This window comes from Flagellimonas olearia (assembly GCF_004150225.1).
Lineage (GTDB): Bacteria > Bacteroidota > Bacteroidia > Flavobacteriales > Flavobacteriaceae > Flagellimonas > Flagellimonas olearia.
The window spans coordinates 764,645-778,594 of record NZ_ML142908.1 but is presented as its reverse complement, the minus strand read 5'-3'; the positions used below and the strand labels follow the sequence as shown (position 1 = coordinate 778,594).

Below are 13,950 nucleotides of genomic sequence, written 5' to 3'. Positions count from 1 at the left end.
CCATTCCCATTCTGAGTGGCGCGAGGAATCCCCTAAAATTTTATTTTTTGTATTTCAGAAAAGTATAATGGGCATCAAAAAGAGTTTGATGAACCACTTTGCCTTTCTTGCTTCGGAGCCTATCACCTGTATTGGAGTGGAAATGCCCATACCGGGTTAGTTTTTGTAAAACTTCGTGCTTCTGATTCCGGCATAATCCTGTACCACCAAAACATATAGACCGGAAGCCAGTGCAGATACATTGATGGTTCCTGCCACTTTTCCCCTTTCAATAATGTTCCCCGATGTGGTCACTATGGAATATTCGGCATCCGGGGACAATTCCGATTGTAGGGCCAAATAATTTACTGCAGGATTGGGATACACCTGTATTTGAAAATCTTGCGCATAGGTCAAAGGCTCATACACCATGGCCTCGGTATCTTCTCCATTGAATTCGAACTGGAAGAGTTCCGAAAATTCGGAAACCGCATTCTCGGTACAAATGGCACGGATTCGGGACTCATAAACCGTCCCAACTTCCAAATTGGAAAGTTCAAATTGATTGTCCCAAAGAAGTTCAGTGGTCCATTCATCCTTATCAATGGCCTTGTATTGTACTTCAAAAAGAGTTTCGTTGGCATTGGACCATGAGATGGTAGACCCTGTATCCGTGGATGAAATCAATTCCACATTGGATGGCGTTTCAATGGAACACTGGGAAACCTGCGCCCCGGAAACAATCAATGAGAAATCTTGGAACCCATTGGTCAGATTACCCTTATGGGTAACCGTGATGGTGTATTGTCCGTTGGCGTTCCCAATTTCAATTCGCTCATAGGGATCTACTTTATTATCTCCTTTTGTGGCCGCGTTGTTGGCCTTGGCAGGATTCAATTTCCAAGGATAGTAGGTTTCTCCAGACTTGGTGATCCTGATGTCCAAATCGTTGGTAAGGGCAGCGGTGGTATTGTTCAACTCTCCCCTATTGATATAGTTCCCTTCGGGATCGGTCCAAGAAATGGAAGCCATTAAAGGTTCCGTCCCATTGGCTGTAACCGTAATGGAAAAGGTTTCTCCATTGGTCAAGCTTTCTTCATTGATCAAGGCAGTAAACTCTTTATTCTGTAATACCTCAGCAGCCGTCTTGGCGTTCATTACCCCCCAGCCCATTTTGTAATCGGGACCTTGATCATTTACATCATCCGCAGTATGCAAGGCAAGACCTTTTAGGGTCGCCGCTTTCATGTAAGCGCCATAGAGCTCTTCGTGGTATTGCTGCAACAACAAAAGAGATCCAGTAACCCCTGGCGCCGCCATGGAAGTACCGGCAGAAAGTTGGTAGCTGGAATTGGTTTCCGAGCTAGTGGAAAGAATATTGGACCCATCCCCGGCCAAATCAGGTTTTATGCGTCCGTCATCCACAGGACCAAAGCTACTGTACCCGGCAACTGTAGCCTCCTTCAATTCGCCTTTGCTTCCAATTTCAGTATTGGCACCTGCTATGGTGAGCCCATTTTTGGCTACCGTGAATCCCAACAATAGGTCAAAGCCGTCCGCAGTTTGTCCAAAATTTGGAGTAGCGTTGTCATACGATTTCTGATTGTTCCCCGCAGCCGTTACCATTAAATAATACGGTGCGTTGTACATGATTCGGTCCCAATCCTGGGTCACTTTAATGTAAGACCCAAAGTACCAGTCTGGCACCCGGTCTGAAAGTATTCCGTAGGAGTGGTTGCTCAACAAAAGTCCATTGGCAGCCGCTTCGGCTACTTCAATTTTGTCACGGGTCCAATCGTGGGTCATGGCCTGTGCGCCATAGGCAACCCCTTTGGCACTAGGCTCCACCCCGGATGCGATAAGGTTTCCGGTCACCAAAGTGGCATGTAGGCTAACTTCGTCCGTGTTATCTGAATTCATAGCCCTAAAATCAAACTCTTGATGGCTGGTCAATGCCACCCCGGCATCCCAAACCCCTACTTGCATTCCAGTGCCGTTCAATCCAAGGTTCATAAGGCCATCTGTATACAACGTATAGGCCCTTGCTGTCTTGGTCGATGGATCGCTCAAGGTAGTATAGTAAAGTGGTGTTCCATCAGAACCGATATCCTTAAGGGCTATGTGGCCTCCGTTGGTCGATTTTTCAGATTTTTTCAATCCTTTATTGGATTGAAGAAGTTGGTTTATTTTCAAGGTCTTGGACTGATGCTCCTGTTCCATTTCGGAAATCAGCGTCGCCATTTTTCCATGGTTGTAGGTGGCTTTTATCTGTTCCTTTGCTTTTTTGGATTGCCCCATTACAATAGAAACACCTAGAAGGGAAAAGATAAGGGGGAGAAGAATTCCTGTAGCCCGAATAGGTCTTTTGTAGTCCATGTTGATTTTATGGTAAGATTTGGACTACGAATATATTGGCGTCGGCCCATATCCTCGATAAAAACCGTGGTTTTTTCGATGAAATGCACACTCCTTTTCGTAAAGGTGTTGTGAAAATTCACTTTTGCGTTGTGTAGTATTTTTCTTCGATGAATTATAGGTTTTCCTCCAATACCACATACACTGGAAAATGGTCGCTATACCCTCCCAAATATTTCTCCCCGGCATAGGTCCTAAATGGGTTGCCCTTGTACTTCCCTTTCCATTCCTGAAGGAATTTTGGAGCAAACACTTCAGCCTTTATGAAGCTATGGGTACCTACTCCAAAGTCCAAAAAAGTGTGCGAAAGTATTACCTGATCAAAGAGGCTCCATTCCCCCCTGTAGTTCGCACTTCCGGAAAAGGGAGATAATAGCTTTTTCATTGGATTGATAAACCGGCCTGTTTCCATCAAGGTCTGTATACTTTCGGAATTGGGGTCGTCATTAAAATCCCCCATGATAATACAATTCGGATTATCTTCTTCAAGAGTTTCCAATTTATGGAGAATGGTCTCGGCCGCCTTTATCCGTTTGTAGCTGGTATCAACATCACCTGTCCTTCGAGACGGCCAATGGTTTACAAAAACATGGACTTCTTCGGTATGCAGTCTTCCATGGACGTATAATATGTCCCTTGTATAGTCGCGTTCTCCATTAGTGTTGTCCACCAAAAGGGGAATGGTCTCGGCATCCAGCACCGTAAAGTGCTTGCTGTGATAGATCAGTGCCGTATCTATGCCCCGTTCATCCGGGGAATCAAAATGCACAAAATTGTAGTCCACTCCTTGGAGTTCCTTGGTATTGAGCAGGGTTTGGATGACTTGTTTGTTCTCCACTTCGGCAATGCCCAACAGCACCGGAGGAACATCGCTATCCTCCATACCTATTTCTGATATGGCCCGGGCTATTTTATGCGCTTTGTTGTTGTACTTGGATTCGTTCCATTCCCTATCGCCGTCCGGGGTGAAATCATCATCCAGCGAATGGGGATCGTTCTTGGTGTCAAAGAAGTTTTCCAGATTGTAAAAGGCTATGCTATATCGGTTCTTATGATGATACAATGAATCTTGTTTTTCTAGTGAAGGATAGTTATAACAAAACCCAAAGTACAAAACCGCTTCCAAAACATTGATTAGATTTGCACTTTAATTCATTGCATGCTAGAAAAGAAAACCATAGACTACGAAAAAGCGATACTCATTGGGGTCATCAACCAAAGTCAAGATGAGACCAAAGTGAACGAATATCTGGACGAATTGGAATTTTTGACCTATACCGCTGGTGGTGAGGTGGAAAAACGATTCATCCAACGGGTCGAGGTGCCCAATCCCAAGACCTATATTGGAAGTGGGAAAATGGAAGAGGTGGAGCACTATGTCAAGGAACATGAAATAGGTTCCGTCATCTTTGATGACGAGCTTACCCCTGCCCAGCAGAACAACATTGAGAAAATACTCAAATGTAAAATACTGGACCGAACAGGGTTGATCTTGGACATTTTTGCACAACGCGCCAAGACCAGCTACGCCCGTACCCAAGTGGAACTGGCCCAATACGAATATCTACTCCCACGACTTACGGGGCTTTGGACGCACTTGGAACGACAACGTGGGGGTATTGGTATGCGTGGACCTGGTGAGACCGAGATTGAAACGGATAGGCGTATCGTTCGGGACCGCATTGCGCTCCTAAAGAAGAAGCTTACCAAAATAGACCGTCAGATGGAGACCCAACGAGGAAACCGTGGGGCTTTGGTACGGGTAGCTTTGGTAGGATACACCAACGTGGGTAAATCCACCTTAATGAACGTGATCAGTAAAAGCGATGTCTTTGCGGAAAACAAGCTCTTTGCCACCTTGGACACCACAGTTAGAAAAGTGGTCATTGGCAACCTCCCATTCCTGTTGAGCGATACGGTAGGGTTTATCCGAAAGCTCCCCACCCAATTGGTGGAAAGTTTCAAAAGCACCTTGGATGAGGTTCGTGAGGCCGATTTATTGTTGCATGTGGTGGACATATCCCATCCCAACTTTGAGGAACATATCGCTTCGGTAAACCAGATTCTGGATGAAATCAAAAGTTCGGACAAAAAGACCATTATGGTCTTCAATAAAATCGACCAGTACCATCCAGAGACCATTGATGAGGACGATCTGGTCACCGAGCGTACCTCTGCCCATTTCACCTTGGAGGAATGGAAGAATACCTGGTTCAACAAGATTGGGGATAGGGCCTTGTTCATCTCTGCTTTGAACAAAGAAAATCTGGATGAATTCAGAAAGCGGGTGTATGACGAAGTACGGGACATTCATGTAACCCGTTTTCCGTACAACAACTTTTTATATCCCGAGCACTTGGATGAGTACTAAATCCATCAGGACAATGTGTTGAATTTCCCCGACCAACTACTTACCAAATAGCGTTCCACCACAGATTTTGGGCAGTTCACAACAAAAGTTTAAGGGATAACCACATAAGAACTACTTTCATCCTGTTTTTAAGTCATTTAGTGTCGACCCTTGATCTTCGCATGATCTTAACCTACTTAGACCATGGTCTTAAAAACTGAAAAATCATATTAGACCCCACAAAAAAGCCCTCGTTAAGAGGGCTTTTTTTATGTTTTGCATCTATCTGATTTCCTCTAGAACTTATAGCTCAATCCCAAGGTCCAATAGGTCTGTAACTTGTTGTCAATGGTATCAAAAGTGGCATTGGGGTCAGGTGTAGGGGCATTGTTGACGACATAGTTCAAAGTTTCCTGTTTGTTGTTCCTCAAACCAAAATCAAACCCAACCCCGATCATCTTCCATAAGGTATAGCCAAAAGAGTTGGTCCATGTCCAGTTGCTCAAATCGCCGCTCTCATAACTCTGAAAAAGGGACAGGTTACTCTTAAAGTTCACCGCTCCTATTTTCTTGGTATAATCGGCCACGATCTTGGCCCCCAAGGAGGATTCAAAAATGGTATCCTCACTACTGAACACAAAGTTGTAGTTGAGCGGATGGATCACTACCACCAAATCGGTAATGGGTGTCCATGTGGCCCCGATACCCAAATCGAGATACCCAGGGTCGTTAAAATTGCTCAAAAGGGTGGTCCTATATTCCGCCAAGGTAGATATGGCAAACTTCTCGCTCAGCTTTCTTCCGTACAATGACGAAATATTGAACACGTCAGTTGCCTGTCTGAAACTATCATCATCGGTGGGATCGTCCTTATCATCCAACTTTACCCAGGCAAGGTTTACCGTGGCCGCATTTCTCCAGAAGAATTTCTCTTCTTGAAGATTGGCATAGGCATTCACCGTAAAGCCAATATTCCCGGACGAGTTATTGGGAATGCCTTGGGCATACCAATTGTCAAAGTTGGAAAAGTTTCCCCCAATGGTACCAAAGGCACCTATTTTCCAACCGGGCAGGGCATCCAACTGGGCCTGCAAGGCATTTACGCGTCCCTGGATCGCGGCAATGGAATCTTTTTTAGGGGCAATCTGGGCTTTTAGTTCCTCTTCGGTCTGGGTCTGGGCCAGAGACGTGGCCAGCACAAAAAATGCCGATAGGGTAAAAAGTAGTTTTTTCATAGTGTATGGAGTTTACTGTTTAGAACCGCAAAAGTAAGAAATGTCACCTATAAATCCGTAGGCTCAAAACCATCCCGTTCATTCAAAACCTGCATCCATCAAGTCAAATATACCATGCGTCAATTCACCCCTCCTTTTTTGATTTGAATTGGCTTCCTTGCGCTTCAATGTAAGAGCTGTTCAATGACTTACATTATACCAATTTCATACAGTAAAGGTTTTTTTAGTTTTCATTTTCTTATTTTTTTGATTAAAGAGTCCCCGTATCCGCGGGGATTCTTTGTTTCTCACCAATAGATGGCTTTAAGAAAACAAAAAAGACCATTAGGCAAACGGACTTCTTGACATTACTAAAAACGATACTGTATTACTTCTTCTTGAAGATTGGCACCGAGGAACAGGCCTCCCCGTACATGACACTTTTGGCCACTTGTTGTATTTTGGCCATGGCCATGATATAGGCATTTTCAGGGACAGGTTTGTGCGAACAACCTTTAATGATCACGGGCTTGTCCACAAATGGGGAAACATCCAGCTGGTCCAAAAGGGTTTGGTAGAGCGCAGTTTCCAAGTCTTCCAAAGAGCCTACCACCACTTTTTTTGTATAGGGATTCAATCGTGAGGCCACCAACATAAAAGCCCAACCGGGCACAATGGCATCTGTGGAACATTGTAGGGCCACATAGGCATCTTGGTAGATAGACCAATCATGCTCTTCCACATGCATCCTGAATTCCTTCTCACGCAAAATAAAGCCTTCGTGCAACCAGTCTTTGATATCCAATATCCTTCTTTCCCCGGATGGATACAGATCCTCCAGATCAAAAGTGACCAATTTACTTTGGGCAACCCTATTTACAATTTCTTTTTCCATGCTGCCATTCCTGCGGAAGCAGGAATCTATTAATTTTAAGTTTGGATTCCGCATCAAGTGCAGAATGACATTCTTAAAGGAGCCCCAGTTCCAATTTAGCCTCCTCGCTCATCAGTTCTTGGGTCCAAGGGGGATCAAAGGTAATCTCCACCTCAACATCCTTCAGTTCGTCCAAAGACTTTACCTTTTCCTCCACTTCCATCGGCAAACTTTCCGCTACCGGGCAATTGGGCGACGTTAAGGTCATGAGTATCTTCACATCGTAGTCCTCGTTCACGAACACGTCGTAAATCAGACCCAGTTCGTATATGTCCACAGGAATTTCGGGGTCATAAATGGTCTTGAGTACCCTTACGATCTTATCTCCCAAATCTTGTGTATCTATGGTGGTTTCTTCGCTCATTTTCTGCTATTTTAATTGTGTTTGATACGCAACGGCATACAGTTTCAGTTGCTTTACCATACTCACCAAACCATTGGCTCGCGTTGGCGACAAATGTTCCTTCAATCCAATTTCATCTATAAATGCTGTGTCTGCATCAATAATGTCTTGGGGCTTTTGGTTACTGAACGCTCTGATTAAAATGGCAATGATTCCCTTGGTGATAATCGCATCACTATCTGCAGTAAACACCAATTTGTCACCATCCAAATCTGCATGTACCCAAACCTTACTCTGACACCCTTTGATAAGGTTATCATCCACTTTATATTGTTCATCGATAAGAGGAAGGGATTTTCCCAATTCGATCATGTATTCATAGCGCTGCATCCAATCATCGAACATGGAGAACTCGTCTATGATCTCTTCCTGTATTTCTTGTATGGTCATGCTTTGGTTTTATTCAAAAATACAACTCGGTCCGTGGCTTATCAAGTATTTAAGATAAAGATAACTACCGGACTACTGCAGCATCCCCTTGGCCCTTTTCACTCCTGCCACCAACTTATCCACCTCATCCTGGGTATTGTAGAAGCTAAAACTGGCCCGTACCGTACCCGGTATTTTATAAAAATCCATGATGGGCTGTGCGCAATGGTGTCCTGTTCTAACGGCAATGCCCAACTTGTCCAAAATGGTGCCGATATCGTAAGGGTGTATGCCTTCAATGTTGAAGGAAATCACCGAGGTCTTGTGCGCCGCCGTCCCATAAATTTTAAGCCCTTCAATGGAAAGCAACTGTTCCGTGGCGTAGTGCATGAGTTCATCCTCATATTGGGTAATGGCATCAAAACCGAGATGATTCATATAGTCCAAGGCTGCTCCAAAGGCAATTCCTCCACAAATATTGGGTGTTCCCGCTTCAAACTTATGGGGCAAATCAGCATAAGTAGTCTTTTCAAAAGTGACTTCCGCGATCATCTCCCCACCTCCTTGATAAGGCGGTAGTTTCTTGAGCCATTCCTCCTTACCATAAAGCATCCCTACACCGGTAGGTCCACACATTTTATGGGCTGAAACGGTATAAAAATCAACATCCAAGGCCTGCAGGTCCGGTTTGATATGGGCCGCAGCCTGTGCCCCATCGATCAACACCGCGGCGCCTACCTCATGAGCCGCATCAATAATCTCTTTAATGGGATTGATGGTCCCCAACGCATTGGATACATGGTTACAGAACACCAGTTTAGTTTTCTCCGAGAGAAGTGCATGGTATTCTTCCATGACCAATTCCCCATCCAAGTTCATGGGTATCACCTTCAATTGGGCACCGGTACGCTCGCAGAGCATTTGCCACGGCACAATATTGGAATGGTGTTCCATGGCCGATACCAATACCTCATCCCCTTTCTTTAAAAAGGAAGTGAACCCGGTAGCCACTAAATTGATACCATGTGTGGTCCCTGAAGTGAAAATCACCTCATAAGAATGGGCTATGTTGAAATGTTTCTGAATCTTGTTCCGGGCAATCTCATAAGCATCCGTGGCTTCCTGTGAAAGACTGTGCACCCCACGATGAATATTGGCATTGTAGTTCTGGTAATAGTCCACAATCACATCGATCACCTGTTGAGGGGTCTGCGATGTGGCCGCATTGTCCAGATACACCAAAGGTTGTCCATTGACTTCCCGGTTTAAAATGGGAAAATCTTTTCGGATGGCCGCTATGTCCAAAGAGGTCTCTATCATGAAAATTGCCTAAAGATTGTTATGGGTTACAGCTCAAATCCAACACGAACCCCCAATTTATTGGCGATGATCTTGTTGATTCTGGTCTTCACCTCTGGAATACGCACACTTTCCAAAACGTTGTTGGCAAAAGCGTACATCAGCAAGGCCGTGGCCTCTTTCTTGGGAATCCCCCTAGAACGCAGATAGAACAGTGCTTCCTCATCCAACTGACCAATGGTACACCCGTGGGAACATTTTACGTCGTCCGCAAAAATCTCCAGCTGGGGCTTGGTGTTGATGGTGGCCTTGTCACTGATCAAAATATTGTTGTTTTGCTGAAAGGCATTGGTCTTCTGGGCAATCTGGTCCACAATGATCTTCCCGTTGAAGACTCCTGTGGATTTCTCCCCAAAGATTCCTTTATAATCTTGATGGCTCTCGCAGTTGGGCTGGGCATGGTGCACCAAGGTGTGGTGGTCCACATGTTGCTTTTCGCCCAAAATGGTGACTCCTTTCAAAGTGGAATCGATTCGTTCCCCATTCTGATAGAAGTTCAGATTGTTCCTGATCAATTTGCCTCCAAAGGAAAAGGTATGCACCCGCACCACGCTATTGTCCTTTTGGGAAATATAGGTATTGTCCACCAACGAGGCCGTATTGGCATCGTTCTGCACTTTGTAATAGTCCACATTGGCATCCTTGGCCGCAAAAATCTCGGTAACGGAATTGGTAAAGACCTCATTCTCCGTTAAACTTTGGTGCCGCTCAATGATCTGTACCTCCGCATTTTCCTCAACAACGACCAAATTTCTGGGTTGCAACATCAAAGCCGCCTCATTCCCCGTGGCCAAATGCAAAATCTGGATGGGCTTCTTGGGCATTTTGTTCTTCGGGATGTAGATATAGGCCCCTTCTTTACAAAAGGCCGTATTCAAGGTGGTCAAGGATTCATCCTTGGAGGCCACTTTGTTAAAATACACATCTATCACCTGCCTGAACATTGGTTTGCTGAACGCAGAACTCATCAAACAGACATCCACCCCGTCATGGGTGGTTTCCGAAAGGTAGGAGCTATAGACCCCGTCCACGAAGACAATCTTGTAGGTGTCTATCTCGTGAAGGAAATACTTTTTGATGTCCTTATATTCCAAGGTGCTTTCCTCCTTAGGGAAAATACTGAAGTCCACCTTCTGCAAACTATTCAGGGAGGTATATTTCCAAGCTTCTTCCTTTTTGGAAGGAAATCCTTTTTCCTCAAAGTTCTTGATGGCCTCGGAACGTAAGTCATGAACCGGGTTCTCCAAGTCCACACTGTTCTCAAAAGCCAAGAAAGAGGAAAGTAATTTATCTTTTAAATCCATTTTATCTTTTCATTGTCATTCCTGAGCAGGCAGGAATCTCATTAATTAAGGTCTTTTCTCAGAATGGATTCCCATTTTCATGGGAATGACATAAGTTGCTATACCGTAGCTTCCTGCTTGATCCAGTCGTACCCTTTCTCTTCCAACTCCAAGGCCAATTCCTTGGTTCCGGATTTTACGATCTTACCATCATGAAGTACATGGACAAAGTCGGGAACGATGTAGTCCAACAAACGCTGATAGTGTGTGATCACAATGATGGCGTTGTCCTTGCTCCGTAATTTATTGACCCCATTGGCCACAATTCGAAGGGCATCGATATCCAATCCAGAATCGGTCTCATCCAAAATGGCCAATTTGGGTTCCATCATGGCCATTTGGAAAATCTCGTTTCGTTTCTTTTCACCACCGGAAAATCCTTCGTTCAAGGAACGGGACAAAAACTTTCGGTCAATTTCCAGCAGTTCCGATTTTTCCCGGATCAACTTGAGCATCTGATTGGCCGGCATGTCTTCCAACCCCCTTGCCTTTCTGGACTCATTGATGGCCGTTTTTATGAAGTTGGTCACCGTTACCCCGGGAATCTCAACAGGGTATTGAAATGACAGGAATATGCCTTTGTGTGCCCTTTCTTCGGGGGCCAGTTCTTCCAAATCCTCACCGTTCAGGGAAATGGTCCCTTTCTTGATGTCAAATTCTTCCTTTCCGGCAATTACGGAGGCCAAGGTACTCTTCCCGGAACCGTTGGGTCCCATAATGGCATGTACCTCTCCTGCATTCACCTCAAGGTTGATCCCCTTCAGGATTTTTTTATCCTCTATGCTTGCGTGTAAATTCTTGATCTCTAGCATTCTGTTCTTCTTCAAATATTATTGTAAATAGTTGGGTGCCTGGGGCAGTTTTTCAAAATCTTCCTTGGAGTGTTGCAAATACACTTTTGCCCCTTTTTCTTCGGCAAAAGCTTCAAACTCTCCCATACTTTTCTTGGTGAGGGCCACATCGTAATTAAAAATGGGCACTCTTCGGAACTCCCGGTTCTCGTAAAAATGGTACATGTCCCCAGAAAGCATCAACGGTCCGTGCTCAACCATATCCAAGTACAACACTTGATGGCCAGGGGTATGGCCTGGCATAAATTTCATTACCACACTTCCATCCCCGAACACATCGTAATCCCCATTGATTTTCTTCACTTTGGTAAGCTCTTTAATGGAATTGTAGATGTCCGGATTGCTCTTTTGGTTGTCCTCGCTTGTCACAAAGTCGTATTCCTTTTCCTGTACCAACCACGTGGACCCTGCAAACACGTTCGCATGGCCAATATGATCAAAATGGGTATGGGACAATGCGATAAAATCAATATCATCAACAGTCATGTCGATACTTGCCAATTGGTTGGCCACGGAATCTTTTCGGGAAACGGTAAATGCCCCATCGGGTGATGTAAAGGGCTCTGGAAGACCCACCAAGCTTTCGGGAAGACCTGCATCCCACATCAAAGTGCCCTTGGGGTGAACGATGACGTAAAAAGCATCGGCAAATTCCTTGGACTGACCCGTGTACGTGGTATCCTGTGAAAAGAGCTCCAACATATTGGCATTTACGGTACCTCCGCTAAAAGCATAGAGCTTTATCTCGGGTTTTGCTGCCTCGGTCACCGCTGTTTCCGATTCTGCAGCTTCCTTTTTGGCCTGCTTGCATGAAAATGCGCCAACAACCAATAGTAGTACAAGTAGCTTTTTCATATTCATTGTGTTGTTTGATTATCCTACCGATCCTTCCAAACTGATTTCCAACAATTTCTGGGCCTCCACAGCAAACTCCATGGGCAGTTTGTTCAACACCTCTTTGCTGAATCCGTTCACGATCAAAGCGATGGCTTTTTCGGTATCGATACCCCGTTGGTTGCAATAGAAAATCTGGTCCTCGCCAATTTTGCTGGTCGTGGCCTCGTGTTCTATTTGTGCCGTCTTGTTCTTGGCCTCAATGTACGGGAAGGTATGGGCCCCACATCGATTGCCCATCAAAAGGGAATCGCATTGTGAAAAATTCCGCGCATTCTCTGCCCGGCTGTTCACCTGTACCAATCCTCGGTAGCTGTTTTGCGATTGTCCGGCCGAAATTCCTTTGGAAATAATGGTACTCTTGGTGTTCTTGCCCAAGTGGATCATCTTGGTACCCGTATCCGCTTGCTGAAAGTTATTGGTCACGGCAATGGAATAGAATTCCCCGATGGAGTTATCTCCCTTCAGCACACAGGAAGGATACTTCCAAGTGACGGCTGAACCTGTTTCCACCTGTGTCCAAGAAATTTTGGCGTTCTTTTCGCAAAGCCCACGCTTGGTCACAAAGTTGAAAACCCCTCCTTTGCCTTCCTTGTCCCCGGGAAACCAGTTTTGAACGGTTGAATATTTTATTTCGGCATCATCCATTGCTATCAGTTCCACCACAGCGGCGTGCAATTGATTCTCATCCCGTGAAGGTGCGGTACAACCTTCCAAATAACTCACATAACTCCCCTCATCGGCAATGACCAAGGTACGCTCAAACTGACCTGTACCGGCCTGGTTGATTCGGAAATAGGTAGAGAGTTCCATGGGGCATCTCACCCCTTTCGGAATGTAGCAGAAAGACCCATCGGAAAAGACCGCTGAGTTGAGCGCTGCATAGAAGTTATCCTTTTTGGGAACCACTGTGCCGATATACTTCTTCACCAACTCAGGATGTTCCTGAATGGCTTCGGAAATGGAACAGAAGATAATCCCCTTTTCGGCCAAGGTCTTCTTGAAGGTCGTGGCCACGGAAACGGAGTCCATGACAATATCCACGGCAACACCAGCCAATTTCTTTTGCTCATCCACCGATATTCCCAACTTCTTGAAGGTGTCCAGCAACTCTGGATCCACCTCATCCAAGCTGTTGTACTTGGGTTTTTTGTTGGGTGCCGAATAATAGGAAATATCCTGAAAATCGGGTTTTTTATAAGTAACATTGGCCCATTCGGGCTCTTCCATTTCCTTCCAGGCCTTGAAAGCTTCCAAGCGCCATTCCGTCATCCAATCCGGCTCTTCCTTCTTTTTGGAAATGGCAATGACGATTTCCTCGTTCAAGCCCTTGGGCAGGGTGTCCGATTCTATATCTGTGTAGAAACCATACTCATATTCCTTGGTTTCCAGCTCTTTTTTTAATTCTTCCTCTGTATACGCCATGTTCTGTCAATAAGTCAATTGGCAATGGCCAATTATCAATTCAATTATAAAGAAAAACTCTCCCCACAACCACAAGTGCGCTGGGCATTGGGGTTGTTAAAAACAAAGCCTTTCCCGTTGAGTCCTCCTGAATATTCCAAGGTGGTGCCCACCAGGTACAAAAAACTCTTTTTGTCCACAATGATGCGCACGGCATTATCCTCAAAAACTTTATCGGTGTCCGAAGCGGTTTTATCAAACTTCAATTCATAGGACAAACCGCTGCACCCTCCACTTTTTACGCCTACGCGCACAAAGTCGGTATTGGCATCAAAACCTTCCTCGGTCATGAGCGTCACGACTTTCTGCTTGGCTGTTTCCGAAACTTTGATCATCTTAACTGGATTTGTTCTAAATAGCCTACAAATATACTGT

Annotated in this window: 13 protein-coding genes; 1 reads left to right on the top strand and 12 read right to left on the bottom strand. The window is 45.1% G+C overall.

Going from position 1 to position 13,950, the window contains the following annotated elements:
- Nucleotides 1-156: 156 nt before the first annotated feature.
- Complete coding sequence (locus tag DN53_RS08765) at nt 157-2,355, bottom strand: S8 family serine peptidase (protein WP_129654000.1); 2,199 nt, start codon at nt 2,353-2,355, stop codon at nt 157-159.
- 154 nt (nt 2,356-2,509) lie between these two features.
- Complete coding sequence (locus DN53_RS08760; RefSeq protein WP_129653999.1) at nt 2,510-3,457, bottom strand: endonuclease/exonuclease/phosphatase family protein; 948 nt, start codon at nt 3,455-3,457, stop codon at nt 2,510-2,512.
- Between the two features lie 96 nt (nt 3,458-3,553).
- On the opposite strand from DN53_RS08760, the gene hflX reads away from it, so the two are divergent.
- Nucleotides 3,554-4,765: a GTPase HflX gene (gene hflX, locus DN53_RS08755; RefSeq protein ID WP_129653998.1), complete on the top strand. Its 1,212-nt coding sequence runs from the start codon at nt 3,554-3,556 to the stop codon at nt 4,763-4,765.
- Nucleotides 4,766-5,040: 275 nt separating this feature from the next.
- Here hflX and DN53_RS08750 read toward each other — a convergent pair whose 3' ends face one another.
- The 10 genes from DN53_RS08750 to DN53_RS08705 form a co-directional block, all read right to left on the bottom strand.
- The gene (locus tag DN53_RS08750; RefSeq protein ID WP_129653997.1) at nt 5,041-5,979 is read right to left on the bottom strand and encodes a DUF3078 domain-containing protein; all 939 of its coding nucleotides are present in this window, start codon (nt 5,977-5,979) and stop codon (nt 5,041-5,043) included.
- A 367-nt stretch (nt 5,980-6,346) separates the two neighbouring features.
- Nucleotides 6,347-6,853 carry a DUF2480 family protein gene (locus DN53_RS08745; RefSeq protein WP_129653996.1) on the bottom strand — a complete coding sequence of 169 codons (507 nt, stop codon included), beginning with the start codon at nt 6,851-6,853 and terminating at the stop codon, nt 6,347-6,349.
- 73 nt (nt 6,854-6,926) lie between these two features.
- Nucleotides 6,927-7,256, bottom strand: coding sequence for a DUF59 domain-containing protein (locus DN53_RS08740; protein ID WP_129653995.1), 330 nt, complete (start codon nt 7,254-7,256; stop codon nt 6,927-6,929).
- 6 nt (nt 7,257-7,262) lie between these two features.
- On the bottom strand, nt 7,263-7,685 hold the full coding sequence (locus DN53_RS08735) for a SufE family protein (RefSeq protein WP_129653994.1): 423 nt from the start codon (nt 7,683-7,685) through the stop codon (nt 7,263-7,265).
- Between the two features lie 72 nt (nt 7,686-7,757).
- Entirely contained in the window at nt 7,758-8,984 is a 1,227-nt protein-coding gene (locus DN53_RS08730; RefSeq protein ID WP_129653993.1) for an aminotransferase class V-fold PLP-dependent enzyme, read from the bottom strand.
- A 26-nt stretch (nt 8,985-9,010) separates the two neighbouring features.
- The gene (gene sufD / locus DN53_RS08725; RefSeq protein WP_129653992.1) at nt 9,011-10,327 is read right to left on the bottom strand and encodes a Fe-S cluster assembly protein SufD; all 1,317 of its coding nucleotides are present in this window, start codon (nt 10,325-10,327) and stop codon (nt 9,011-9,013) included.
- A 98-nt stretch (nt 10,328-10,425) separates the two neighbouring features.
- A complete protein-coding gene (sufC, locus tag DN53_RS08720; RefSeq protein WP_129653991.1) occupies nt 10,426-11,178 on the bottom strand; it encodes a Fe-S cluster assembly ATPase SufC in 753 nt (250 codons plus the stop codon).
- Between the two features lie 18 nt (nt 11,179-11,196).
- Complete coding sequence (locus DN53_RS08715; protein ID WP_129653990.1) at nt 11,197-12,072, bottom strand: N-acyl homoserine lactonase family protein; 876 nt, start codon at nt 12,070-12,072, stop codon at nt 11,197-11,199.
- An 18-nt stretch (nt 12,073-12,090) separates the two neighbouring features.
- Nucleotides 12,091-13,536 carry a Fe-S cluster assembly protein SufB gene (gene sufB / locus DN53_RS08710; protein WP_129653989.1) on the bottom strand — a complete coding sequence of 482 codons (1,446 nt, stop codon included), beginning with the start codon at nt 13,534-13,536 and terminating at the stop codon, nt 12,091-12,093.
- A gap of 44 nt (nt 13,537-13,580) precedes the next feature.
- Nucleotides 13,581-13,910 (bottom strand): HesB/IscA family protein, encoded by a 330-nt coding sequence (locus DN53_RS08705; RefSeq protein ID WP_129653988.1) that lies wholly within the window; start codon nt 13,908-13,910, stop codon nt 13,581-13,583.
- Nucleotides 13,911-13,950 lie beyond the last annotated feature (40 nt).

Coding starts and splice junctions, on each gene's coding strand:
- DN53_RS08765 (WP_129654000.1), bottom strand. CDS start 2,355: ATGGACTACAAAAGACCTATTCGGGCTACAGGAATTCTTCTCCCCCTT.
- hflX (WP_129653998.1), top strand. CDS start 3,554: ATGCTAGAAAAGAAAACCATAGACTACGAAAAAGCGATACTCATTGGG.
- DN53_RS08750 (WP_129653997.1), bottom strand. CDS start 5,979: ATGAAAAAACTACTTTTTACCCTATCGGCATTTTTTGTGCTGGCCACG.
- DN53_RS08745 (WP_129653996.1), bottom strand. CDS start 6,853: ATGGAAAAAGAAATTGTAAATAGGGTTGCCCAAAGTAAATTGGTCACT.
- DN53_RS08740 (WP_129653995.1), bottom strand. CDS start 7,256: ATGAGCGAAGAAACCACCATAGATACACAAGATTTGGGAGATAAGATC.
- DN53_RS08735 (WP_129653994.1), bottom strand. CDS start 7,685: ATGACCATACAAGAAATACAGGAAGAGATCATAGACGAGTTCTCCATG.
- DN53_RS08730 (WP_129653993.1), bottom strand. CDS start 8,984: ATGATAGAGACCTCTTTGGACATAGCGGCCATCCGAAAAGATTTTCCC.
- sufD (WP_129653992.1), bottom strand. CDS start 10,327: ATGGATTTAAAAGATAAATTACTTTCCTCTTTCTTGGCTTTTGAGAAC.
- sufC (WP_129653991.1), bottom strand. CDS start 11,178: ATGCTAGAGATCAAGAATTTACACGCAAGCATAGAGGATAAAAAAATC.
- DN53_RS08715 (WP_129653990.1), bottom strand. CDS start 12,072: ATGAAAAAGCTACTTGTACTACTATTGGTTGTTGGCGCATTTTCATGC.
- sufB (WP_129653989.1), bottom strand. CDS start 13,536: ATGGCGTATACAGAGGAAGAATTAAAAAAAGAGCTGGAAACCAAGGAA.
- DN53_RS08705 (WP_129653988.1), bottom strand. CDS start 13,910: ATGATCAAAGTTTCGGAAACAGCCAAGCAGAAAGTCGTGACGCTCATG.